Genomic DNA, 25,665 nt, shown 5'->3' with positions numbered 1-25,665 from the left:
ATTATATGTCAATATTAAGCGGCAAAAATATACTTTTAGGCATTAGTGCTGGTATTGCTGCTTATAAAACGGCTTCATTGGTTCGGCTTTTTATTAAAGCTGGAGCCAATGTAAAAGTTGTTATAACACCATCTGCAAAAGACTTTGTTACTCCGTTAACACTTTCTACATTATCCAAAAATCCTGTTCACTCAACCTTTGTTGATGATGTGGATAGCGACCTTTGGAACAACCATGTGGAATTAGGTCTTTGGGCAGATTTGTTTATTATAGCTCCTGCTACAGCAAATACCATGTCTAAAATGGCAAATGGTGTTTGCGATAATTTACTTCTAGCCACCTATTTATCTGCTAAATGTCCAGTTTATTTTGCTCCTGCTATGGATTTGGATATGTACAAGCATCCTACCACAAAAAGCTCATTTGACAAACTTAAAAGCTTTGGAAACATCATTATTCCAGCCACTAGTGGGGAACTGGCAAGTGGTTTGGTTGGAGAAGGGCGTATGGCAGAACCGGAAGATATTCTTTCATTTATTGAAAAGGATGTTATTGGGAAACTACCACTTCGTGGAAAAAAAGTGCTTATTACTGCAGGGCCAACTTACGAAGCCATAGATCCAGTTCGTTTTATAGGAAATCATTCCAGTGGGAAAATGGGCTTCGAAATAGCAAAAGCTTCAGCCAATTTGGGAGCAGAAGTCATATTAATTTCTGGACCAACATATCTCAATTTAAATCATAGCCTTGTAAATGTTATTCCGGTTACTTCTGCCGAAGACATGTATCTAGAAGCTCACAAGTATTTTAATCAAGTAGATATTGCTATTTTAGCGGCTGCTGTTGCAGATTATAAACCTGCAAATATGGCTGCTCAGAAAATAAAAAAGTCAGATTCAACGTTAGTATTGCAATTAGAGAAAACAAAAGATATCTTGGCTTCTTTAGGTGCTATAAAGAAAAATCAATTTTTAGTGGGTTTTGCATTAGAAACAGAAAACGAACTTGAAAATGCAAAAGGAAAATTAAAAAAGAAGAATTTAAATTTAATTGTTTTAAATTCGTTACAAGATAAAGGGGCTGGATTTAAAACCGAAACCAACAAAGTAACCATAATCGATAATAAAAATCGGGTTACAGAATATCAACTAAAATCTAAAACAGAAGTCGCAAAAGATCTTCTAAACGAAATTATAAAGCAATTCCATGGGTAGAATTTTAATTTTTTTAATGTTGTGTTCTAGCTTTTCAGCTTATTCACAAGAGCTTAATTGTAATGTGGTTATTAACGCAGAACAGACAGGAAATAGTAATTTACCTATATTTAAAACATTAGAAAAACAAATATTCGAGTTTGTTAATACCACTAAATGGACAAGCAAAGAGTTTACAACCCAAGAACGTATTGAGTGTTCTATATATATTAATGTAACAGACTATGCTGGGGATGTTTTTAATGCAACCATTCAAGTACAATCTTCTAGACCTGTTTACGGTTCTTCATATACAACTTCTGTACATAATGTAAACGATAAAGATTTTACATTTAGATATTTAGAGTTTCAGAATATGGTTTATAACCCAAATTCGTTTGAGTCTAATTTAATTTCGGTATTAGCCTTTCATATTTATATGATTTTAGGTATCGATGCAGACACATTTTCTCTAAATGGTGGAGACGCTTATTTTAAACAGGCCCAAAATATTGTAAATTATTCTCAAGGTGAAAATACTAAAGGATGGAAATCAAGCGATGGCACACAATCTAGATATGTATTAATTGACAATATGCTGTCTCAAACTTTCGAAGATTATAGAAAAGTGATGTATCAATACCATATAAACGGTTTAGACATCATGCACGAAAATCAAAAAGAAGCTAAAAGTAACATTGCTGAAGCTTTAATAAGCCTACAAGCCATGAACAGAGTAAGACCAAATTCGTTCATCTTAAGAACATTTTTTGATGCCAAGGCAGACGAAATCCAAGATATCTTTAGTGCTGGTCCTAATGTTGAAATCACCAAATTAATGGATGTACTCAATAATATAGCTCCCATGTATTCTAGTCAATGGAGAAATATTAAGTATTAATTTTTTCTGAAAATTTTTCAGTACTTTTTTATATCGCCTTTTCAGTATAACATTTCTTGAAATTATTTACCTTTAACCTAAATTCTAGAAATACGTTTGATAACATCTCTCTCCATAAAAAACTATGCTTTAATAGATAGCCTTCAGGTTCAATTTAACCAGGGTTTTTCTATTATTACAGGCGAAACAGGCGCAGGAAAATCTATTTTATTAGGAGGTTTGTCTCTAATTTTAGGAAAAAGAGCCGATTTAAGTAGTATAAAGGACGCGTCTAAAAAATGCATCATCGAAGCTGTTTTCGATGTGACCAATTACCATTTAAAAAGCCTATTCGATGCTAACGATTTAGACTACGAACCACAAACCATTGTTAGAAGAGAAATTTTGCCTTCTGGTAAATCCCGAGCCTTTATAAACGATTCTCCAGTAAATTTATCAACTCTGCAGCTTTTAGGCGAACAACTAATTGATATCCATTCCCAACATGAAACCCTTCAGTTGGTTGACGATTCCTTTCAGTTTGAAATTATCGATGCCTTGGCAAAAAACAATGATTTATTAAATAACTATACAAGTCATTTAAAGCAGTATAAACTTGCTCAGAAAGAACTAGATGTCTTATTAAAATTTAAGGCAGAAGCTATAAAAGAATACGATTATAATACGTTTCTATTAAAAGAATTAACCGAAGCCAATTTGGTGGATGGCGAATTAGTATCTCTTGAAGAAGAATTTGAGACCTTAAATAATATTGAGGAAATTAGAGAATCCTTATCGCATTCTACACAATTAGTAGGCGAAGAAGAAATAGGGATCCTATCCTTGCTAACACAATTAAAAAGTAACTTCAAAAAAATAAGTGCTTATGCCAATACCTATCAAAGTTTATTTGAAAGGATTGATAGTAGTTTTATAGAGTTGGACGATGTGTTTGCTGAAATGGAAAAGCTACAAGAGCAGTTAGATGCCGATCCAGAGCGATTGGAAAAAGTAAACTCTAAATTATTACTACTAAATAACTTGTTTAAAAAGCATTTGGTTTCAAGTGTTTCAGAACTCATTCTTATAAGAGAAAGCCTTTCAGAAAAAGTATCTGAAACTGAAAACCTTGATGATCGTATTCAGAAGAAAGAGAAAGAGTTAAAAGTTAAAAACGATGTTTTAAACAAACTGTCTAAAGAACTACATGATAACAGAATAAAAGCCATACCAGAATTAGCGACACAATTGGAAGATTTGCTAAAAGATTTAGGGATGCCAAATGCCAAATTTCAGGTGTCACTTAAGTTTGGAGAAGCGTTTTATTCCAATGGAAAAGATGTATTGTCCTTTTTGTTTACAGCCAATAAAGGAGGCCAGTTTAACGAGCTTAAAAAAGCAGCTTCTGGAGGTGAATTATCTAGAATTATGTTGGCCATTAAATCCATACTTTCTAAATATAAGCAATTGCCAACCATTATGTTCGATGAGATCGATTCAGGAGTTTCTGGGGAAATTTCCAATAAAATGGGGCAAATTATGTTGCAAATGAGCCAGTATATGCAAGTATTTGCCATTACACACATTCCTCAAATTGCAGCAAAAGGGCATACGCACTTTAAAGTGTTTAAAGAAGATGTAGATAATATAACACTTACCAATCTTAAAAAATTAAATCACGACGAGCGATTGGTAGAAATAGCGCAAATGTTAGGAGGTATTGAAATTTCATCTTCAGCAATGGCTCATGCCAAACAATTACTCAATTAAAAAGAAAAAGTTTCAGTTTAAAGTTGAAAGTTTTATTAACTTTGACTTTTAAAGAACGAAACACCAATCAAAAATAACTAGCAATATGTCATACAACTTATTAAAAGGAAAAAGAGGAATTATATTTGGAGCTCTTGACGAAAATTCTATTGCATGGAAAACGGCCGAACGTGTTCATGAAGAAGGAGGGACTTTTGTTTTAACCAATGCACCGGTAGCTTTACGTATGGGAGAAATAAATGCTCTGGCAGAAAAAACAGGGTCGCAAATTATTCCAGCAGATGCAACATCAATTGAAGATTTAGAAAATCTAATTGAAAAGTCTGTTGAAATTTTAGGTGGAAAACTAGATTTTGTTTTGCATTCAATAGGTATGTCTATAAATGTAAGAAAAGGAAATGCCTATACAAACCAAAATTACGATTGGACGCAAAAAGGTACAGATATCTCAGCCATATCTTTCCATAAAGTCATGCAAACCTTGCATAAAAAAGACGCCATGAATAAATGGGGAAGTATTGTAGCTTTAACTTATATGGCTGCTCAACGTGTATTTCCTGATTATAATGATATGGCAGACAATAAAGCTTACTTAGAAAGTATTGCTAGAAGTTTTGGTTATTTTATGGGTAAAGATAAAACGGTTCGTGTAAATACCATTTCACAATCGCCAACACCTACAACGGCAGGATCAGGAGTTAAAGGATTTGACGGGTTTATTGCATATGCCGATAAAATGTCGCCTTTAGGAAACGCGACAGCCTTAGATTGCGCCAATTATACGGTGGCTATGTTTAGTGACTTAACAAAAAAGGTTACTTTACAAAACCTCTTCCACGATGGAGGATTTAGTAATATGGGAGTAAGTAACGAAGTTATGGAAGCCTTTATTAAAGGAGAAGAATAATTTTTTTTTTAAAATTAGGATATATAGTAAAAGCGAATCATATTTATATGGTTCGCTTTTTTTATACATAAACATGAAATGTAGTAAGAAACTCTAACTTGGTGTTTATTAGAATTTCTATTGACTAATCGAAATTTTATTATCGAGACGTTTTTTTTTTTTTATTTCTGTATTGTAACGTAAGAATATGGCCTTTTATCGATTACTCAAAATAGAAGCTTCCTTAACTATTTATTATTGATATTTTTATGCGTTAACAACAATTTAAATAATTATTTATGAAAAAAATTACTTTATTATTGGCAATGTTTGCCATGATTAACTTGAGTGCTCAAACAGTTTTAACTGAAGACTTTGAAGCAGGATTAACAATTCCAGCAGGGTGGACTAATAACGATATCGATGGAGGAGGGAATGTATGGACCTTTGCCACAGGAGGTGAAGCTATTGGTTATGCTTCCCCAAACACTATTTATTATGTTAATGGTGGAATGGATGGTAATTACGCTATTTTCGATAGTGATGGATATGGAGGTCCAGCAGAAGAAGCCGCTCTAGAAAGCCCAGTTTTTGATTGTTCAGCGCTAACATCTGTGACCTTAAAATATAATCATTTTTTTACAAGTGGTTATGGAGGTAGTGCATCTGTTGAAGTATATAATGGTTCTGCATGGGTTGCTGTTGCTTCTTATGATGCTACGACTGCTTATGGACTAGAAAACATTGATGTAACTGCACATTTAGCAGGTGTAACAAATGCACAGGTTAGGTTTAAATGGATAGGAAATTATTCATGGGGATGGGCTTTCGATAATGTAGAGGTATATAGTTGTACTGAAACAGCAGCTCCTGCTTGTACAACACCTGTTTCTCCTCTAGATACAGCTACAGATGTAGTTACAACTGATTCAAATGATGGCTTATCTCGTGTAGTAGCCTTTTCATGGAATGCAGTTCCTGGCGCTATTTCTTACGATTTTGTATTTGAAGGAAATACCTTAGCCAATATACCAGGAACATCTATAAGTATCACTGGTCTAGATTATGGTACAGCCTATACTTGGTCTGTTATTCCAATTAATTGTTTTGGTGCTGCTACTGGTTGCGCAACTTGGTCACTAACAACAGAGTCTGCACCTGCACCACCAGCAAATGAAACCTGTGCAACAGCTACTCCTATTGCATGTGGTGACAGTATATCTGGAACTAGTGTAAGTTCAACTGGAACCCAGGAAGGTAGTGGTTGTACTCTAGGAGTTAATGGTGTATGGTATACTTTTGCAGGTTATGGAGGTGATATTAATATAGATGTTACTGCTTCTTTTGATCATGCGTTAGCTATAACAAGTGGTACTTGTGGCGCTTTAGTAAATGTAGATTGTATAGATAGTTCTACTGGCGCTGAATCATATACTATCACTAACTCAGTTGATGGTGAAACATATTATGTTTATATCGCTCATTGGAGTGGATCGAGTACAGTTACAGGAACACATACTATTAGTATAACCTGTCCTACTATTTCGGTAGGAGAGTTTGCTGAATCAGATACGTTTACATACTATCCTAACCCAGTTAATAATACATTAACATTAAAAGGACAGAAAGCTATTCAAAATGTTGCTATTTACAACATGTTAGGACAAGAAGTACTTCGTACAGCTCCTAACGCTGTTAAAAGTGATGTGGATATGTCAAACCTTCAGCCAGGTGCTTATTTTGTAAAAGTAACTGTTGATAATACGACTAAAACCATAAAGATAATTAAGAAGTAATCTGATTGTTTTTTTATAATAATATTTAAAAGCCACTCATTAGAGTGGTTTTTTTATATTTTTAATTTCATCGTTAAAATGTTGTCTTTTGTCGATTTATTTGAATTAACACTTTATTAACTAATTATTATCAATATTTTTAGATTCTAATCAATAAATTAATTATTTAACATGAAAAAAATTACAATTTTATTAGTTGCCATGCTTGCCTTTTGTTGGCAAGGCCATGCGCAGTTTACGGAAAGTTTTGATGCTGAGATTCCAGCTACATGGACAGTTGTTGATGTAGATGGAGGAAATACTTGGGTTCACAGTACAGCTCAAAGTTATGCTGGAGGTGGTAGTGCTAGAATTACATATAATTCAGGTGCTCATGATGACTACTTAATTTCCCCACAATTTACTGTTACAGCAGGTGTTTCAGATAGAATATCTTTCTGGGCTGCTAGTTATTTGGGGTATATTGAATCTTTTGAAGTATTACTTTCAACAACTGGTGTGGCACCTGGAGATTTTTCAGTTTCATTAGGAGATGAATTAGCTAGTACGGATGCGCCAGTTTTTGAGCAATTTTCTTATGACTTATCTGCTTATGATGGAACTCCAATTTATATAGCTATAAAAGCTACAGGAGCAAATCAGTTCTATTTATATGTAGACGAGTTTGTGAATGATGCAGCTCCTACATGTACTCCAGCTGTTGTAGATAGCTCAACTGTAGTTGATGATTGTGGAAGTAGCCAATTTTCTGTAGATGTAGTTGTATCTTCAGTTGGAGATGGAACGGTTATTACAGATGGTTTAGGTGGAATGTTTACTGTAGCTTCTGGATTGGTAACAGCTGGTCCTTATGCAACTGGAACAAACGTGACTCTTACAGTTGAACATTCTGATCCTGCATGTAATTTCTCTCTAGGAAATTTTCAATATTTTTGTCCTCCTAGTAATATAGATTGTGCAAATGCTACACCAATGGTATGTGGTGATACTATAAATGGTAGTTCTGTAGGTTCTACAGGAAACCAAGAAGGAAGTGGCTGCTCTATTGGAGATAACGGTATTTGGTTTACTTTTACAGGTACTGGAGGAGACATGACTGTTGAATCGACTGCTAGTTTCGATCATGAAATGGCAATTACTAGTGGTACTTGTGGTAGTTTGGTTAATATTATTTGTGATGATGGAACTGGAAGTGGAGGTACAGAATCTTACACTTTTACATCTTCACCAGGTGAAACATATTATGTTTATATTGCTCATTATGCTTCTGGTAATACAACTACTGGAACAATAGATATTACATTAACATGTGCTGCAATCCCAACGTGTTTTGAAGCAACTAATCTTGATGTTACAGTACTTCCAGGTGATACATCTGCAACCCTATCTTGGGATGTGGAAGGTAGTGCAACTTCCGGTTATAACTGGGCAGTCATGACTTCTGGTCAAGATCCAGATGTAGATGCACCTGTTGCTTTAGGTTCTACTGCAGTTGGTGTTACTTCTGATACAGCTACAGGTTTAACTGCTGGAAACGACTATGATTTTTATGTACAATCTAATTGTGATACCAATGGATTGAGTACTTGGGCTGGGCCAGTTAATTTCACTTCTACTGCGCCTCCTGTAAACGACGAATGTGGCGCTGCCACTGCTTTAACAGTAGATCCAGATTACTCTTGTGCTAGTGCCGTTTCAGGAACTACCATAGCTGCAACTCAAAGTCTTCCAGGATGTTTAGGAACTGCAAATGATGATGTATGGTATTCATTTGTTGCCACAGGAGATAGTCATAGAATAATGATAACCAATACTGGTGGAAGTTCTGATATTGTTACAGAAGTTTTCGATGCATGTGGAGGAACAAGTCTTGTATGTCAAGATACACCTAATTCACCGATAGATTTAACAGGATTAACATCTGGAAATACGTATTTCTTTAGAATTTATACGTGGAGTTCTTTAACATCTACTACAACAAGTTTCGATGTATGTGTTGGAACACCACCAACGTGTCCAGCCCCAACAAGTTTAACAGCTTCAAATCTAACAGAGACTTCTGCAGATTTAGGTTGGACTGAAAATGGTACTGCAGCAGCTTGGGATATAGAATGGGGAACTAATGGTTTTACACCAACTGGAACACCTAGTATTGAAGATACAGCAACAAACCCACATACTTTAGGAGGTTTAACAGCTACTACATCGTACGATTTCTATGTACGTGCAGATTGTGGTGGTGGAGATACTAGCGCATGGGCTGGACCTTATACGTTTACAACAAATGCACCTGCACCTGCAAACGACGAATGTGGAGCTGCCATAGCTTTAACGGTGAATGCCGATTATGCATGTGGTACAGTAACTTCTGGAACCGTTTTAGGAGCAACAAACTCTGGTGTTGATGTATGTGGAGGATTTGAAGATGATGATGTATGGTATAGCTTTATTGCAACTGCAACAGAACATAGAGTTTCTTTAATAAACATAGCTGGAAGTACTACAGATATGTATCATGCAGTTTATGATGCAACTCCTGGTTGTGGAGCGTTAACAACATCTGTAATTTGTAATGATGGAAACACAAGTAATTTAACTGGCTTAACTATAGGAAATACGTATTTTGTACAAGTATATACTTGGACAAATACTCCAGGTCAAACATCTACCTTTGATGTGTGTGTTGGAACACCTCCAACGTGTCCAGCTACAACAAGTTTAACAGCTTCAAATCTAACAGAAACTTCTGCAGATTTAGGTTGGACAGAGAATGGTACTGCAACGGCATGGGATATAGAATGGGGAACCGTTGGTTTTACTCCTACAGGTGTACCAAATATTGAAGATACAGCAACAAATCCACATACTTTAGGAGGTTTAACAGCTTCTACATCGTACGATTTCTACGTACGTGCAGATTGTGGAGGAGGAGACACTAGTGATTGGACTGGGCCTTATACTTTTGTAACTGCAGATCCACCACCAGCCTGTGGAGGAAATTTCTATGATGATGGAGGTATTGCTTCAGACTATTCTAATAGTGCTAATATAACTACAACTATTTGTCCAGATGTACCAGGAGATGCGGTAAATGTAACGTTTACATTCTTTAGTACAGAGAATAGTGGAAGTACTGGATGTTATGATGGCTTAACTATCCATGATGGTCCTGATGCTTCTGCGCCAACTATTAATCCAACAACTGGAACTATTTGGTGTTGGGATAGAGATGATGCTACACCAGGAGGAACAGGAGACTTACAAGGGATGACTATTACGTCTACAGACGGATCTGGTTGTTTAACCTTTGTGTTTACTTCAGATAGTGGTGTAACAAGAGAAGGTTGGGAAGCAACAGTAGGTTGTTCTCCATTAGGTCTTGAAGATTATGGGTTAACAGGATTTACTTATTTCCCAAATCCAGTGAACAATACTTTGTCTTTAAGAGGTGTTAAAGACATCCAGAATGTAACTATTTATAACATGCTAGGTCAAGAGGTACTACGTACGGCTCCTAACAGTGTTAATAGCGATGTGGATATGTCAGAACTTCAAACAGGTACTTACTTTGTAAAAGTGATGATTGAGAACACCACCAAAACCATTAAGGTGATTAAGAAATAAGTTACTTAATTTTTTATATAAATTTAAGAGCCACTCGAAAGAGTGGCTTTTTTTTTATGCTTAAGTTCATCGTAGAAATATGGCTTTCATCGATTAGTCTTTATGAAGTCATATTAATCTATTATAAATTAATATTTTTAAGATAACTATTAATAATTAACTAAAATCTTATGAAAAAAATTACATTTGTTTTTGCATTTTTCTTTGCAATAACCTTTTCGACTTTTTCGCAAGTACAGATTGGTTCAGAAACTGGAACAACTACAAACTTGCCAATTACAAGTTGCTGGGGATACACCTATTCGCAGCAATTATTTCTAGCATCAGAAATTAACACTTCAGGAGACATTACATCTCTATCTTTTTATTTAGATGAAGCAACTAGTGCAACATCTTTTGATTCTAGTGTTGGTTGGGACGTATATATAGGACATACATCTAAAACGGAATTTGCTTCTACCACAGATTGGGAAGATGTGTCAAATTTAACACAATCTTATTCTGGAACAGTAACATTTCCAGCTGAAGGCAATTGGTTTACCATAACTTTAGATACACCGTTTACATATAATGGGACAGATAATTTAGTGGTTGGTGTAGATGAGAATACTACAGGTTATAATTGCTCCATGGCTTGGCAAAGTACTATGACTGCAACTAACAGTTCAATCTTTTATCGTAGCGATAGTACAAATCCAGATCCTGCTGCACCACCAACAGGTACTCTTGCAGCCTATCGCTCAAATATTATTTTTGGAGGAATCGTGCAAGCTTGTCCTTTTCCAACAGATTTAGCAGCAACAGCAATTACAACAACTCAAGCTGAATTATCTTGGACAGAGAATGGAAGCGCCACGTTATATAATGTAGAGGTGGTTGTTGCTGGTAATGAGCCGTCTGGTTCAGCAACAGATGTTGGAGTAGGTAATCCATATATAAAAACAGGACTTGCTAGTAGTACCGATTTTGAATATTATGTACAAGCAGACTGTGGTGGTGACTTAAGCAGCTGGACTGGTCCTTTTGCTTTTGCAACCTTATGTGAAAACATAACTGCTTATCCTTATTTAGAGTCTTTTGAAGGCATTACATCAGGGCAGCCAGCATGTTGGTCTGTTGAAGGTACAACAACAAATCCAAACTACCATTTTACTAGTCATGAAGATGGATTTTCAGGAAGAGGAATGAGGTTTAATTCTTATGTTAACAGTAGTGGATTGACATCAGAGTTAATTTCACCTATCTTTGATGCATCTGCATTACCTTCTTTACAATTAAAGCTTTATTATAAAAACCCGACTGGAGGTAATTTTGAAATTTTAGTATCTTCTGATGGTGGTGCGACTTATACCTCTATTGCAAATGGTTTAACGGGTCAAGCAGATTGGGCTCCATTAACTTATGATATTTCATCGTATATTTCAAGTGATGTGGTGGTTAAGTTTATGGGAACCAGTAATTATGGACCTTCACTCGCTTATATTCATTTAGACGAAGTCATGCTTAGAGAAGTTCCTTCTTGTGTGGAGCCAACAGACTTAACAGTTTCTAATGTTGCTACCACTTCGGCAGACTTAGGATGGACAGCTGGAGGCTCAGAAACATTATGGGATGTTGAATTAGTAGATGTTACTGCAGGAGGTACAGCAACAGGAAATCCAACAGCAACAGATGTGGCAAATCCATATACTCAAAGTGGTTTAGTAGCATCTAACGATTATCAGTTTTATGTGAGAGCAAATTGTGGTGGTGGAGACCTAAGCCCTTGGACTGGACCATATAGCTTTACAACATCTTGTGATCTTGTAACTGAATTTTCTGAAAACTTTGACAGCCTTACAACTCCTGAATTACCAAACTGTTGGTTTAAAGTAGGAGCCACAGGTAGTTTAAATACGCAAACAGGATCTCCAAATTCAGCACCTAATACGCTTTATATGTATAGCAGTTCGACTACAAATATAGCACTTGTTACTATGCAACCAGTATCTAACTTAGGAGATGGAACTCACAGACTTAGATTTAATATGAGAGCCAATTTTACAACTGGAGGTGTTATAGAATTTGGATATTTAACGAATCCAATGGAAGCTACTTCTTTTGTATCTATTGAGTCCGTTACAGCAGCTTCTACAACTTATGAGGAATACATTGTTATGCCTGCAGCAGGAACATATTCAAATTTCCCAGCAATCAGACATACTGGTTCGCCAGCAAATAGTCTTTTAATTGATGATGTAACATGGGAGATGATACCATCTTGTTTAATGCCTACAAATTTAAATGTTTCAAACATTACAACAACTTCTGCCGACTTAGGTTGGACAGCGGGTGATTCAGAAACTTTATGGGATATTGAATTAGTGGATATTACGGCTGGAGGAACAGTATCAGGGACTCCAACAGCAACTGATGTAGGAAATCCTTATGCTTTAAGTGGTTTAACAGATTCTAATAATTATGAGTTTTATGTTAGAGCAAATTGTGGTGGAGATTATTCTACTTGGGCAGGACCTTTTAGTTTTGCAACGCAATGTACTGCAACCAACGTACCTTATCTAATAGATTTTCAAGCTTCTACATCAACTCCAAATTGTACGTCTATTACGAATGATGGAACTGGTAATATGTGGCAAGTTGTTGATGCAACAGGTTATGGGTTTACCCCAAACCATTTAAGATATAGTTGGGATACAAGTAATCCAGCTAATACATGGTTTTATACCCAAGGTATTAATTTGACTGCAGGACAGACTTATACAATTTCTTATGATTATGGCGGAACTGGTACATCTTTTCCAGAAGCATTAAGAGTAGCTTATGGAACAAGTAATAATGCTGCATCAATGATAAACGAAATTGCAGATTATCCAAATGTTGTAAATGGAACTCCGATTAATGATTCACAAGATTTTACTCCTGCAACAACTGGGGTGTATTATATAGGTTTTCAAGCCTATTCTAATGCTAATGAATTTTACTTGCATTTAGATAACATCTCAATTGATGAATCTTTAAGTGTTGAGGAGTCAGAATTTTTAAGCTTTAAATATTATCCTAATCCGGTAAGTAATACTTTAAATTTAAGAAGTGTTAAGAACATTCAAAATGTAGCCGTTTTTAACTTATTAGGACAAGAAGTAATTAGAACTGCTCCTAATACTGCTATTAGTGAAGTAGATATGTCAAGTCTACAAGCAGGTACTTACTTTGTAAAAGTAACTGTAGACAATGCAACTAAAACAATTAAAGTTGTTAAAAAATAAGAATGATTAAATTCTAAATTTATTTTAAAAAGCCACTCAAACGAGTGGCTTTTATTTTTTTGTTTAGCTACATTTGCTGTATGCAACTAGAGTTTTCATTTATAATCCCTGTTTATAATCGTCCTGACGAAATAGAAGAGTTGTTACAGAGTTTTACAAGACTTAAAACAAGTTTAAATTTTGAAATTGTTATTGTGGAAGATGGTTCTACTGTAACTTCAGAAAATATAATCAATACCTATAATCAGCAGTTGGATATTGCCTATTTTAAAAAAAACAATACGGGGCCTGGAGATTCTAGAAATTTTGGGATGAAACAAGCTAAAGGTAATTATTTTATTATTTTAGATAGCGATTGTATTCTGCCACCTAAGTACTTAAATGAAGTAATAAAAAGTCTAACCAAAGATTATGTTGATTGTTTTGGTGGACCAGATGCATCTCATGATTCTTTTTCAAATATTCAAAAAGCGATAAACTTTTCTATGACTTCGTTCTTGACGACTGGAGGAATCAGAGGGAATAAAAAGAGTGTCAACAAATTCCAACCGAGAAGTTTTAATATGGGACTTTCTAAAGAGGCCTTTGATAAATCTGGAGGTTTTGGAGAAATACATCCTGGTGAAGATCCAGACTTGTCCATAAGGCTTTGGAATTTAGGTTTTAAAACAAAATTAATACCAGAGGCCTATGTGTTTCATAAACGTAGAATCTCATGGAAAAAATTTTATAAACAAGTAAACAAATTTGGTATGGTGCGTCCTATTTTAAATAGCTGGCATCCGGAAACCAAAAAGGTGACTTATTGGTTTCCTTCACTTTTTGTAACAGGCTTTTTTTTTAGTATTATACTATGGGGAATTTTTAACTTTAAATTATTTTTAGTATTATATCTTGTTTACTTTTTAACTGCTTTTACGTGGGCTCTATTTAAAACCAAAAGCTTAACTATTGCCAGCTTAGCTATTCTAGCTATCTGTATTCAGTTTATGGGATATGGCATAGGTTTTTTAAAAGCGACTATTGCAATTAATATCTTTAAAAGAGATCCTGAAAAAGAGTTTCCAGATTTATTCTTTAAAAAGACATGATAAAATATCTAAAATCCAAATTACTAGCCTCTTTTAAAAACAAAAAAATAAATGTGTTTTTTTTGTTTGTTTTACTTTCTTTTATAGTGCTTTTATTTATAAAATTATCAAACACCTATACAAACACAATAGCTTTTAAAATTAACAAAATACACATCCCAGAAAGTCATTTAGTGTTAAACGATAAGTCTGATAAATTACATATTACCTTACGAAGCCATGGTTTTAACTTATTAAAATACTATTTTAATAACCCAGAAATAAACATCGACTTTAGTGAAAATATTTCCAAAACAGAAGATTACTATGTATGGAATAAACATCAAGGTTATTCTGGTATAAATTTACAGTTTCCTAAAAACGAAGAAATTGTTAGTATAACTCCAGATACATTAAAATTTCGATACGATATAAACGCTGTAAAACAGGTGCCTATTAAGTTGCTTTCGAAAATAGAATATACACAGGGTTTCGACTTGCTTGATTCTCTTCGGGTGGTTCCTGACTCTATTAAAATTATAGGTCCAGAAGTTTTGGTTTCTAAAATCTCTTATGTAGAAACAGATTCTATAAAATTAAAAGACATTAAAGCCAATATTAATATGCCTATTCCTTTAAAATTACCTGAGAATATTGATGGAAACCTCAAGTTTTCAGATTCTAAAGTTACAGTTTATGGAGAGGTTAATAAGTTTACTGAAGGTCATTTAAAAATTCCGGTTTCAGTAATAAATATTCCAGAAAATCTTACAATTAAGTACTTTCCTAAAAAAGTTTATGTAACTTATTACACAAGTTTATCGAATTATAATAAAATTAAGGCAACCGATTTTGAAATTATTTGCGATTACAATAAAATTGAAGTTGGGACTGAGTATTTAATTCCGAAAATTGTAAAAGAACCAAACATGGTGAAACATGTAAAGCTGTCTCAAGAACATATAGAGTTTATTATTATAGAATGAAGATAATAGGTTTAACAGGTGGAATTGGTAGTGGAAAAACTACTGTAGCCAAGCAGTTTAATGCTTTAGGAATCCCTATTTATATAGCAGACGATGAAGCCAAAAAGTTAATGAACCACTCAAAAATTATTAGAAGAAAACTCGTAGCATTATTTGGGGAAGATGCATATAAAAACAACAGTCTAAACAGGCCATTTCTGGCAAATAAAATTTTTAATAATAGTGTTAATTTAGAAAAGATGAACGCAATTGTTCATCCAAAAGTAGCATCACATTTTAAAAAATGGGTTAATAAACAAGCAGCTCCTTATGTTTTAAAAGAATCTGCTATTTTATTCGAAAATGGTGCTTATAAACAATGCGACTTTATTATTACTGTAACAGCTCCAATAGAATTAAGAAAAGCACGTTTATTACAAAGAGACGACACAACCTTGGAGAAAATACAAGCCATAATTAATAACCAATGGAGTGACGAAGCCAAAATTGAAAAATCGGATTTTGTTATTATCAACAAAGAGTTGGAACAAACCAAGCAGCAAGTGCAACTTACTCATAACAAAATCGTTAACTTAATAGCATAAATCTTAAATTTTAACATTTTTGTTAATGTAAGGTTAAATGATAAGTAAGCTAAATGTTAAAATGTTAATTTTGAACGATGAGCAAAAAGTTATTCGTCATACTGATATTATTAATGAGTTTGTCGTTGGTTGGTATCATTTTCGTTCAAGCCTATTATATTAATAATTCTTTAAAAAATGAGGAAGAGCAATTTACATTTAATGTAAAAAAGGCTTTAAGTTATACTTCAAAAAACATTGAAGACAGAGAGTTTAAAGAGTATGCTTTAAAAATTCAAGATTTATTAGACCAAGGTGTAACACCAGATACAACAGCATTTAGAGATTTTTACTTAAAAGAAGAAGGTAAAGGTTCTAACGAGAAATTAATTTATAGAAACAGTATTTTAGAAGAGAATTATAAATTGTCTTCATCGATCTTTGACATAGGTATAGATAGTATTAATATTAAGAAAGTATTAAGCGAAAGAGAGACTAAAGTTTTAAAGAGTAATGCTTTGGAATCTAATTCTAATTTAAATTTGGATGCCATGATGTTCGAATTTGGTAAATTATCTAAAGGTGCTGAAATATTTTACGACACAGCATATGAAGATTTATCTTATCGAGTTCCAATCCATAAACGTGTTTCTAAAGAAGAAATAGCAAGCCTTCTAAAAAATAAATTAAACGATGATGATATAGATATCGATTTTCAATTTGCCATATATAGTAATGACTTGGCAACTAAAATTCAATCGGAAGATTTTGAGCTTATTACAGAAACAACTTTTAGTGTTCCAATCTTTCAAAATAATATCGATTCTAGCAATTACAGACTCTTGGTTAATTTTCCAAAAAGAAATGTGTTTGTACAATCGTCTATAATTAAAATGACATTGCTATCATTCATTTTTACGTTTATCATTATAATCGCTTATACAAGTGCTTTAATGCAATTATTAAAACAACGCAAGATTTCAGAAATTAAAACAGATTTTATTAATAATATGACACACGAGTTTAAAACACCTATTGCTACTATAAACTTAGCTTTAGATGCTATAAGAAACCCAAGTGTTATTGGAGATCAAGAAAAAGTCCTGCGTTATCTTGGAATGATAAAAGAAGAAAACAAACGCATGCATGCTCAAGTAGAAAATGTATTGAGAATTTCTAAACTTGAACGAAATGAATTAAATATTAGTAAGGAACCTGTGTCATTAAACGACATAATAGAAGATGCTATTACACATGTTGAGTTATTAGTGGAAGACCGAAACGGAAACATCTCTATTAATTTAACAGAAGAAAATTCATCTATACTAGCAAATGAAACACATTTTACAAATGTTATTGTAAATATTCTGGATAATGCTATTAAATACACTCCAGAAAATAAAGCCCCAATAATTGATGTTACTACAGAAAATGTAGGCACCAATATTTTGTTAAAAATTAAAGATCAAGGCAGTGGAATGAGTAAAGCTGCACAAAAACGTGTTTTTGAAAAATTTTATAGAGAACACACAGGAGATAGACATGATGTAAAAGGTCATGGATTAGGTTTAGCTTATGTTAAACGAATAGTAGAAGACCATCAAGGTCATATATCAGTTGAAAGTGAAAAGGACAAAGGAAGTACGTTTGTTATAAAACTTCCATTAATATCGTAAAAGCTATGAATGAACAACAGAAAAAAATATTATTAGTAGAAGATGATCCAAATTTTGGAACCATTCTTAAGGATTATTTAATGATGAATAATTATCAGGTTACTCATGCCAAAAATGGTATGGAAGGCTTTGAGAAATTTAAAAAAGACGATTTCGATCTTTGTATTCTGGACGTGATGATGCCTTATAAAGACGGCTTTACTTTAGCTAAAGAAATTAGAGAGAAAAACACCGATGTGCCTATTGTGTTTCTTACGGCTAAAGCCATGAAAGAAGACGTGCTTAAAGGCTATAAAGTTGGTGCAGACGATTATTTAAACAAGCCGTTTGATAGTGAGGTTTTATTAATGAAAATTAAAGCTATCATGCAACGTAAAGCAACTGAAACCGTTTCAGACAGTAAACAGTTTGAATTTAAAATAGGTAAGTTCGATTTAAATTCAAAATTACGTTTCTTAGTCTATGATGGAGGGGAACAAGTAAAATTATCTCCTAAAGAAAATGAATTATTGCGTTTGTTGGCTTTACATGAAAACGATTTAATGCCAAGAGAGTTGGCTTTAACTAAAATTTGGAGAGACGATAATTATTTTACTTCTAGAAGTATGGATGTATATATAGCCAAACTTAGAAAGTATTTAAAATTAGACGAGAATGTTGAAATTTTGAATATTCACGGGGAAGGGTTTAGATTGGTTGTTAACCAAAACGCTTAAACCAACTTTAGATTGAATAAACTAAAAATCCAGTTAATTATTAAGTCTGACTTAATAATTAGTTGGATTTGTTCTTTAGGGTTGAATTTATATAGTCAATGATGATATCTAAGGGAGTTTCAAAATCAAACCACATAGTGTCTTCTTTTTTTCTAAACCAGGTAAGTTGTCTTTTGGCAAAACGTCTGGAGTTTTTCTTTATTTCAGAAAGTGCAAAATCTAAAGACCAATCGCCTTCAAGATATTTAAATACTTCTTTATAACCAACCGTATTCAGCGCGTTTAAATGCTGCTTGTCTTGTAGTGTTTTTACTTCATCTATCAAGCCATGTTGTACCATTAAATCTACACGTTGGTTAATTCTATTATATATAACTTCTCTCTCTGCAGTTAGTCCAATGGTAATGGTCTTAAATGGACGTTGCACTTTTTCTTTATTTAAAAAGGAGGAATAAGGCTTCCCGGAACCCATGCAAATTTCTAAAGCACGGATGACCCGTTGCGGATTATCTATAGCAATGTTTTTGTATGATTCAGGATCTAAAGCTTTTAATTTCTTTTGCAGTGTCTCTAATCCTTCAGTTTCTAATTGTTTGTTTAAGCTTAGTCTAATATTAGAGTCAACTTCGGGGAATCTATCTAATCCATAAATAACGGCATCGACATATAAGCCAGAACCTCCAACCATGATTACAACATCGTGTATATTAAAAAGTTGTTCTAAAACCTCTAAGGCATCTTTTTCGAAGGCTCCAACATTATATTGGTCTTCAATGGATTTATGGTGAATAAAATGATGAGTTGCAGCAGCTAATTCTGTTGGAGTAGGAGCAGCAGTTCCTATTTGCATTTCCTTAAAAAATTGTCTAGAATCAGCCGAAACAATTTCAGTTCGAAAGTAATTTGCCAGTTTAATACTAAGAGCTGTTTTTCCAATGGCTGTGGGACCAACTATTGCAATAAGACATTTTTCCATTTTACAATTTGTAACCACATTTATTGCAAAAAAGAGCATCGTCTTTATGTTTAACAGACAGACAATTTTCGCAACATTTTGTGTTTAATTGGATGGGTTCTTCAACTTCGTTTTTCTCAGCTGCTGTATGTTTTTGTTTTGAGGTAAATTCAGCTGTAACAATTCCTGTTGGAACTGCTATGATGCCATAACCCAAAATCATGATAAGTGTGGCTATAAATTGTCCTAAAGCAGTTTGTGGAGTAATATCACCAAACCCAACAGTAGTAAGAGTTACAATACACCAATATACACTTTTAGGGATATTTGTAAATCCGTTTTCTTCCCCTTCCACCAGGTACATAATGGTTCCTAAAATGATAGAAATAATTACTATAGCGTATAGAAAAACGGATATCTTTACTCTACTGGCTTTTAATGCGCTTAATAATGTGTTGGATGCCCCTAAGAAACGTGCTAATTTTAAAATTCTAAAAACTCTTAAAAGACGTAAAGCTCTTAAAGCAACCAAGGCATGTGTTCCAGCAAAAATTAAAGAAAGATATTTTGGTATAGTGGAAAGTAAATCGATAACACCATAAAAGCTAGTGATATATTTTAAAGGCTGTTTTACTGTAAGGATTCTTGCAATATACTCCAAGGTAAAAAGAATGGTTATTATCCATTCAGAAATGTTTAAAAACATATGAAACCTTGTGTCAATGCTTTTTACACTCTCCAGCATAACTAGAACAATACTAGCAAGAATGGTGACTAAAAGAATAAGATCGAATAATTTTCCAGCAGGAGTGTCTGCTTCATATATAATAATATAAAGTTTTTCTTTCCAGCTTATATCGGGTTTGCGTTCGGCCATAAGATCAAAAGTACTAAAAGAATTGCTATTTACCTTTTAATACGATTAAGGAGTTTTTTTGAATGTCGACAATTGTCCCCATAAATTGTTTTAAACTTTCATAATACTCTGGATTATAGATGGTTTCTTTAAAATTAAACTTAAAGTATAATATAATAGAACCTTCAACTATTTTTGTGCTAAAAATTAAAAGGCCTTTGTTATTAGGTAAACTAATCTTTAATTCTTTAGGAATTTCGAGAATTTCGTAGTTTTTATCTAAATCTATTTTTAGAGTATATAAATAGGCATCTTTGTACCCAAAGTCTATTGGATAAGTTCTTTCTTTAAGTTTCAAAGGGTTTTCCTCCAATAATTTAAATAGAAACGGATTGATGTATAATTTTCCACCAATGTCTTCTGTAGCATATTCTATACCAAATTCTTCTAAATACATATCACTTGATTTTCCTTTGCTAGTTACCTTGTGATCTGTAAATAAAATTGAAGGATACCTTTCTTTATATTCATTTATATAGGTGGTTTTATTATTATAATAACTCTTTTTTAAAGGTAAGGCTTGATAACCCGTAGCAGTTGTATATAGTTTTCCAACCAAAATATCTTCTTCTAATTTTAAATCTACTTTGTATTGAATGGTTGATGTTTTACCTGGAGTGACATCTATCCAAGAGCTTCCTTTTTTAAAATCTAATAATCTTCCATCTTGGTTTAAACATCTAAAAGGGAGTTCTCCAAAAGGTAAATAACTATCTGTGGCATCTAGTAAATAGGTTTTGTTATTAATAGTTGCTTGAACAATTAAATAATTAAATTCTGAAATTACCGGAAATAGCTTTGTGGCAAAACCATTTGCTCTAGTTGATAATAACACAGGCTTGACAGCTATGTTGTTTTCTTCAAGAAGATTGTGCAAAAGAATGTTTATTTCACTCACATTTCCAGATTTATTTTTTAATAAATCTCTTACAGAAGTATCGCCGAAAATATTAAAGTTTTCATTCCATGTATATTCGTTTTGCACGTAAGAATAAATGTTTTCAGCTCTTTTTAAATCATCTGTTTCAGAAATAAATGAATCATTTGAAATATTTACATTTAATTGCTTCCCAAATCTGTTGTCAGATCTTAATTCTTTATCGACATCTTTCCAGGTTTTGCTTATTTTGTCTATTCTGCCATCAAACAACTTTACGGTATTAAGCTCATAACCTATTTTAGCCAAATAGTTGTCTTTAGTGGTTGTATAGTCTTCTTCTTTGTATGCAGGAACATCTTCCATAACATATTTAGAAATTGTACAGTCTGAATATCCACCTCCATTAACCGTCAAGCAATATCTTTCAATGTTGCTTTGGTTTACTTTTAATTTTAAAAACCCTACCAACTTAATATGATACTCATAATTTGCAGGAATACTTGTGTTGTACTCACTATATAGTTTTGGAATATCGTCTTGAAATTCCCAACCCTTATAATTAAAAACATAGGGAGATTCTGTGGTGTAACTGTAAGTTAAGACAGAGCCTTCATTAATATTTGGCAGTGTAAATTTTGCTAAGGTATAATTGTCGTTATACCTTTCTTCAAAAATCTCACTATCTCTTAATTTTGTATGAACAACGGAGGTTCCTTTTAAATTATAGGTGGTTGCAACAACATTTCTAAGTTTTTCTTTTTTCTTACCGTCATTGTATAAAATAACTGTTATAGTTGCTTTGTCAAAACCTTTACTGTTAATGATTTTTATTTTTCGTTTTACTTCCGAAACGAGTTTAAAAGTTCTATCGTCTATGTAGCTATTGCCATATTCATAAATAACTAAGGCATTTGCAGTAGAATCTTTATCGAAAATTTTGGTTTCAAGATCGCCAAGAGTTACTGAATAATCAATTGCATTAAATTCAGATTGTGCTTTAAAAGTTAAAGGAATAATCAGTAAGAAGGTGAGGTAGATTAATTTCATTTACTATCAAGGAGGATTATTTTAAGGTTCTTATTTCTTCTTAAATAATTTTGAATAATATGTTGTGTGTCTCTATTGTTTTCCATGGGAGTTATTACAGATTCTAACACATTAATATTGGTAATTTGATAATTTAAATTAACATAGCCGTAACCAACAAAAACACCATTTTTTATTAAAATAACACTGCGCTCAGAAACTTCTCGACCTTTATCTACTATAACCATATTTATATTTTTATAGCTGTGTTTCTCTATAAGTTTGTTAACACGTTCGTTATAAGTGTCTGACGCTTCTTCTTTAATACAAGCGCCTTGGCATTGCTTGATTGTATAATTAAAACAGCTGCTTTTTGTTGGATATAATCCAGAAAGTTTTTGACAAAGATTAAATTCTTCTACAGCATTAAATAAAAATTGTTTGGCGCTGTTTCTTGTGCTAAATGTAGTGATGGCTTTTCTTCTGCCATCTGCTTTATCAATTTTTAAATTAATATAGCCATCGTTGTCAACAAAACTATAGAGTGCGTGTGTAAAAATAGTTCTACGTAGTGCTCTGTTAAAAATAGGTTTATTACTTTTTATCTCTTCGCTTTCTTTTAAAAGAGCGATTAACTCGTTTCCTGTAGAGTCATAAGTGACAGCTGCCGTTTGAAGCTGAATTTTCTTAGACTTAGAATTTGTGTTGGTAAAATGCTGACTAAGTCTGTTTTTAATATTCTTACTCTTACCAATGTATATTATTTCACCATGTTCATTATGAATATAGTATACACCAGTGATATGTGGAAGATTATTTATAATTTGTTTTAAACTTGGCTCCATCTTAAAAGTAGGCTCCACAACAATGGCATCTTTAACTATCACCTTTTTAACATCTTTAGCAAGAAGCATTTTAAAAAGTTTTACCGTTGCAATAGCATCTCCATTGGCTCTGTGTCTGTCGCTAACAGGAATTCCTAAAGCTCTAGTAAGTTTCCCTAAACTGTATGAGGCTTGATCAGGAATAAGCGTTTTAGATAGCGACACTGTGCAAAGTGTTTTCCTTTTAAAAGGAAAGCCTAAGCGCTTAAACTCTGTGCGTAAAATTCTATAGTCAAACTCAGAATTATGTGCTACAATCACACAATCTTCTGTAATCTCTATGATGCGTTTAGCGACTTCGTAAAATTTAGGAGCATTTTTTAGCATGTTGCTATTAATGCCAGTAAGGTTGACTACAAAGGGTTGAATTTCTCTCTCTGGATTTACTAAGCTAATAAATTGATCGACCACTTGATGTCCATCGAATTTATAGATGGCTATTTCGGTAATGCCTTCTTCGTTATACTTTCCACCAGTGGTTTCTATGTCTAATATGGCGTAAATGGTATGCTTTTTTTTTATATTGTTAAGTCTTTGATAAAGAATGAAGACTTTTATTAATTATAATTTCGTTCCCCAAAGATACTACTTCCAACGCGAATCATATTACTCCCACAAGTAATTGCTAATGGATAATCGCCACTCATTCCCATAGAAATAATTTTTAAGTCAGAATAAATAGTTTTTAACTGATTGAAATTAGATTTTAGTTGCGTAAATTCTTTTTTTATCTGCTCTTGGTTGTCTGTAAACGTAGCCATGCCCATAACACCAACCACGTTGATGTTTTTTAATTCTGAAAAATCGCTAGACTTTAATATCTCTGTAGCATCGTTTTCTGTCATTCCAAATTTAGAGTCTTCTGCAGCTATTTTTATTTGAAGCAAACAGTCAATTACTCTATCGTGTTTCTTAGCTTGTTTATTTATTTCTTTAAGCGTTTTAAAGTTTTCAACTCCATGGATTAAACTTACAAACGACGCCATGTATTTTACTTTGTTTCGTTGTACATGTCCAATCATATGCCATTGAATGTCTTTTGGCATTTCTTCATGTTTTTCAACCATCTCCTGAATTTTGTTTTCACCAAAAATGCGTTGTCCAGCTTGATAAGCTTCCATAAGGTCGCTAACAGGTTTGGTTTTAGACACAGCAACAAGTGTTACGTATTCTGGAATAGCCGATTTTATGCTGTTGAGGTTTTGTTGTATTGACATGTATAATTGTTATTCTTGAGTAATATATTCTGACTTTCAAACTTAAAACTTCTGCCTTCGCAGGAATTTAAAATTCATAAATGGTAATACCACTTCTAAGTTTAGGCTCAATATAGGTGCTTTTTGGAGGCATAATCAAGCCGTCGTCAGCTATTTGTTTCATTTCTTCCACAGTAACAGGAATCATCACAAAACCAACTCTAGATTCGCCACTATCCACACTACTTTTAATGTTCACCAAATCTTTTTTTCCATTAATGTAAGAAATACGTTGGTCGTTGCGTAAATCTTCAATTCCTAAAATAGGTTCTAAAATGGTTTTATAAAGAATTTGAGAATCTAAACCATCTAAAGAGGTTTCTATGTTATAAATGGTTTTTCGTAAATGAAGAGAATAAAAATCGCCATCTAAATACATGCTAAAATGATGTTTCTTAGTTGGTTGATAAGGCATTTTTCCTCTGTTTTCAATTCGGTAAAAAGTGTCTAACTGAATTAAAAACTCTTCTTTAGTTAAACCATTTAAATCCTTAACCAATCTATTGAATGCATGAATTTGTAAATCGGATTCAGGAATTAAATAACTCATAAAAAAATTATAAGGTTCATTTCCATGATGTACTGGATTTATATCTTTTAAATCTTTGTAAAGTAAATAGGAAGAAGCAGATCTATGGTGTCCATCTGCAATATAAATAGTTGGAATATTTTCAAATTCTTTTTGAATGATTGCAAGAGTTTTTTGATTATCAACCTTCCATAAATAGTGCGTGTCTCTATAGGTTGTTGTAAACTCAAATTCAGCTCTTTCCTTTTGTGTTTTCTTAATTATTGATTCAATCACAGAATTATCAGGGTAGGTTAAGAGTACAGGCTCTGCATTAAAACCAACCGTTTTTAGATAGTCTTTAAATATAATTTCTCGATATTCAATGGTGTCTTCATGCTTTTTAATAATATCGTTTTCATAATCTAGAGCACTTGCTGCAGCTACAATGCCATTAAACTCCTGTTGCTCTCTATCGACAATTTTATAGATATAGTAGCAAGGTTTTTCATCTTGAATAAAAATACCATCTTCCTTGAATTCTAGGTATCTATTTTTTACTAAATTATATCTCGCTTCACCTGAGATCTCTTTGTCAAATCTATAACCCGGATTTACTATTTGTAAAAAGGAAAACGGATTGTCGCGTAAGCGAGATTCTACTTGTTCCTTAGAATAACTTTGGTACGAACGTGCTGCCACAAGACTTACTTTGTCTCGGGTTGGATGTACTGCTTTAAAAGGAATTATTTTAGACATAGGTTTTAGTTTACAGTCTCAGTATTGAGTAATGTCTGAAAGTTATGACTGTACC

18 protein-coding genes are annotated in these 25,665 nt (G+C 33.2%); 12 read left to right on the top strand and 6 right to left on the bottom strand.

The features are described from left to right. Positions 1 to 5: 5 nt before the first annotated feature. The 12 genes from coaBC to OS191_RS15170 all read left to right on the top strand — a co-directional run bounded on the left by coaBC (position 6) and on the right by OS191_RS15170 (position 18,426). Entirely contained in the window at positions 6 to 1,214 is a 1,209-nt protein-coding gene (gene coaBC, locus OS191_RS15225) for a bifunctional phosphopantothenoylcysteine decarboxylase/phosphopantothenate--cysteine ligase CoaBC (RefSeq protein ID WP_267156555.1), read from the top strand. Continuing rightward, positions 1,207 to 2,094, top strand: a complete 888-nt coding sequence (gene porD / locus OS191_RS15220; RefSeq protein WP_267156554.1) for a type IX secretion system protein PorD — start codon at positions 1,207 to 1,209, stop codon at positions 2,092 to 2,094. Before coaBC ends, porD begins: the two co-directional genes overlap by 8 nt. A 96-nt stretch (positions 2,095 to 2,190) precedes the next feature. Then, on the top strand, positions 2,191 to 3,843 hold the full coding sequence (gene recN / locus OS191_RS15215; protein ID WP_267156553.1) for a DNA repair protein RecN: 1,653 nt from the start codon (positions 2,191 to 2,193) through the stop codon (positions 3,841 to 3,843). An 85-nt stretch (positions 3,844 to 3,928) separates the two neighbouring features. Continuing rightward, positions 3,929 to 4,750 (top strand): enoyl-ACP reductase FabI, encoded by an 822-nt coding sequence (locus OS191_RS15210; RefSeq protein WP_267156552.1) that lies wholly within the window; start codon positions 3,929 to 3,931, stop codon positions 4,748 to 4,750. A 278-nt stretch (positions 4,751 to 5,028) separates the two neighbouring features. Beyond that, positions 5,029 to 6,525, top strand: a complete 1,497-nt coding sequence (locus tag OS191_RS15205) for a T9SS type A sorting domain-containing protein (protein WP_267156551.1) — start codon at positions 5,029 to 5,031, stop codon at positions 6,523 to 6,525. Between the two features lie 171 nt (positions 6,526 to 6,696). Further along, on the top strand, positions 6,697 to 10,149 hold the full coding sequence (locus OS191_RS15200) for a T9SS-dependent choice-of-anchor J family protein (RefSeq protein ID WP_267156550.1): 3,453 nt from the start codon (positions 6,697 to 6,699) through the stop codon (positions 10,147 to 10,149). A gap of 170 nt (positions 10,150 to 10,319) precedes the next feature. Next, a complete protein-coding gene (locus OS191_RS15195; protein ID WP_267156549.1) occupies positions 10,320 to 13,415 on the top strand; it encodes a fibronectin type III domain-containing protein in 3,096 nt (1,031 codons plus the stop codon). Positions 13,416 to 13,495: 80 nt separating this feature from the next. Next, positions 13,496 to 14,506: a glycosyltransferase family 2 protein gene (locus tag OS191_RS15190; RefSeq protein WP_267156548.1), complete on the top strand. Its 1,011-nt coding sequence runs from the start codon at positions 13,496 to 13,498 to the stop codon at positions 14,504 to 14,506. Beyond that, positions 14,503 to 15,471, top strand: a complete 969-nt coding sequence (locus OS191_RS15185) for a CdaR family protein (protein WP_267156547.1) — start codon at positions 14,503 to 14,505, stop codon at positions 15,469 to 15,471. The genes OS191_RS15190 and OS191_RS15185 overlap by 4 nt, the downstream gene beginning before the upstream one ends. After that, positions 15,468 to 16,055, top strand: a complete 588-nt coding sequence (gene coaE / locus OS191_RS15180; protein WP_267156546.1) for a dephospho-CoA kinase — start codon at positions 15,468 to 15,470, stop codon at positions 16,053 to 16,055. The genes OS191_RS15185 and coaE overlap by 4 nt, the downstream gene beginning before the upstream one ends. Before the next feature lie 77 nt (positions 16,056 to 16,132). Further along, the gene (locus OS191_RS15175; RefSeq protein ID WP_267156545.1) at positions 16,133 to 17,710 is read left to right on the top strand and encodes a sensor histidine kinase; all 1,578 of its coding nucleotides are present in this window, start codon (positions 16,133 to 16,135) and stop codon (positions 17,708 to 17,710) included. A gap of 5 nt (positions 17,711 to 17,715) precedes the next feature. Next, positions 17,716 to 18,426, top strand: a complete 711-nt coding sequence (locus tag OS191_RS15170) for a response regulator transcription factor (protein ID WP_267156544.1) — start codon at positions 17,716 to 17,718, stop codon at positions 18,424 to 18,426. Between the two features lie 58 nt (positions 18,427 to 18,484). Here the strand turns inward: OS191_RS15170 and miaA are convergent, their stop codons facing one another. The 6 genes from miaA to OS191_RS15140 form a co-directional block, all read right to left on the bottom strand. Next, positions 18,485 to 19,402, bottom strand: coding sequence for a tRNA (adenosine(37)-N6)-dimethylallyltransferase MiaA (gene miaA / locus OS191_RS15165; protein WP_267156543.1), 918 nt, complete (start codon positions 19,400 to 19,402; stop codon positions 18,485 to 18,487). A gap of 1 nt (position 19,403) precedes the next feature. Next, positions 19,404 to 20,258: an ion transporter gene (locus OS191_RS15160; RefSeq protein ID WP_267156542.1), complete on the bottom strand. Its 855-nt coding sequence runs from the start codon at positions 20,256 to 20,258 to the stop codon at positions 19,404 to 19,406. A gap of 25 nt (positions 20,259 to 20,283) precedes the next feature. After that, complete coding sequence (locus OS191_RS15155; protein ID WP_267156541.1) at positions 20,284 to 22,224, bottom strand: transglutaminase family protein; 1,941 nt, start codon at positions 22,222 to 22,224, stop codon at positions 20,284 to 20,286. Next, positions 22,221 to 23,591 carry an exonuclease domain-containing protein gene (locus tag OS191_RS15150; protein WP_267156594.1) on the bottom strand — a complete coding sequence of 457 codons (1,371 nt, stop codon included), beginning with the start codon at positions 23,589 to 23,591 and terminating at the stop codon, positions 22,221 to 22,223. Before OS191_RS15150 ends, OS191_RS15155 begins: the two co-directional genes overlap by 4 nt. Before the next feature lie 53 nt (positions 23,592 to 23,644). After that, positions 23,645 to 24,304, bottom strand: a complete 660-nt coding sequence (locus OS191_RS15145) for a YggS family pyridoxal phosphate-dependent enzyme (RefSeq protein ID WP_267156540.1) — start codon at positions 24,302 to 24,304, stop codon at positions 23,645 to 23,647. Between the two features lie 67 nt (positions 24,305 to 24,371). Further along, positions 24,372 to 25,610 carry a DUF1015 domain-containing protein gene (locus tag OS191_RS15140; RefSeq protein ID WP_267156539.1) on the bottom strand — a complete coding sequence of 413 codons (1,239 nt, stop codon included), beginning with the start codon at positions 25,608 to 25,610 and terminating at the stop codon, positions 24,372 to 24,374. Positions 25,611 to 25,665 lie beyond the last annotated feature (55 nt).

It is taken from the genome of Xanthomarina sp. F2636L (genome assembly GCF_026410195.1).
Lineage (GTDB): Bacteria > Bacteroidota > Bacteroidia > Flavobacteriales > Flavobacteriaceae > Xanthomarina.
This window is presented reverse-complemented; position numbering and strand designations above follow the sequence as displayed.

Bases quoted from the DNA above. Each gene is read 5' to 3' on its own strand.
- coaBC (WP_267156555.1), top strand. From the start codon at position 6: ATGTCAATATTAAGCGGCAAAAATATACTTTTAGGCATTAGTGCTGGT.
- porD (WP_267156554.1), top strand. From the start codon at position 1,207: ATGGGTAGAATTTTAATTTTTTTAATGTTGTGTTCTAGCTTTTCAGCT.
- OS191_RS15210 (WP_267156552.1), top strand. From the start codon at position 3,929: ATGTCATACAACTTATTAAAAGGAAAAAGAGGAATTATATTTGGAGCT.
- OS191_RS15205 (WP_267156551.1), top strand. From the start codon at position 5,029: ATGAAAAAAATTACTTTATTATTGGCAATGTTTGCCATGATTAACTTG.
- OS191_RS15200 (WP_267156550.1), top strand. From the start codon at position 6,697: ATGAAAAAAATTACAATTTTATTAGTTGCCATGCTTGCCTTTTGTTGG.
- OS191_RS15195 (WP_267156549.1), top strand. From the start codon at position 10,320: ATGAAAAAAATTACATTTGTTTTTGCATTTTTCTTTGCAATAACCTTT.
- OS191_RS15190 (WP_267156548.1), top strand. From the start codon at position 13,496: ATGCAACTAGAGTTTTCATTTATAATCCCTGTTTATAATCGTCCTGAC.
- OS191_RS15185 (WP_267156547.1), top strand. From the start codon at position 14,503: ATGATAAAATATCTAAAATCCAAATTACTAGCCTCTTTTAAAAACAAA.
- coaE (WP_267156546.1), top strand. From the start codon at position 15,468: ATGAAGATAATAGGTTTAACAGGTGGAATTGGTAGTGGAAAAACTACT.
- OS191_RS15175 (WP_267156545.1), top strand. From the start codon at position 16,133: ATGAGCAAAAAGTTATTCGTCATACTGATATTATTAATGAGTTTGTCG.
- OS191_RS15170 (WP_267156544.1), top strand. From the start codon at position 17,716: ATGAATGAACAACAGAAAAAAATATTATTAGTAGAAGATGATCCAAAT.
- miaA (WP_267156543.1), bottom strand. From the start codon at position 19,402: ATGGAAAAATGTCTTATTGCAATAGTTGGTCCCACAGCCATTGGAAAA.
- OS191_RS15160 (WP_267156542.1), bottom strand. From the start codon at position 20,258: ATGGCCGAACGCAAACCCGATATAAGCTGGAAAGAAAAACTTTATATT.
- OS191_RS15155 (WP_267156541.1), bottom strand. From the start codon at position 22,224: ATGAAATTAATCTACCTCACCTTCTTACTGATTATTCCTTTAACTTTT.
- OS191_RS15145 (WP_267156540.1), bottom strand. From the start codon at position 24,304: ATGTCAATACAACAAAACCTCAACAGCATAAAATCGGCTATTCCAGAA.
- OS191_RS15140 (WP_267156539.1), bottom strand. From the start codon at position 25,610: ATGTCTAAAATAATTCCTTTTAAAGCAGTACATCCAACCCGAGACAAA.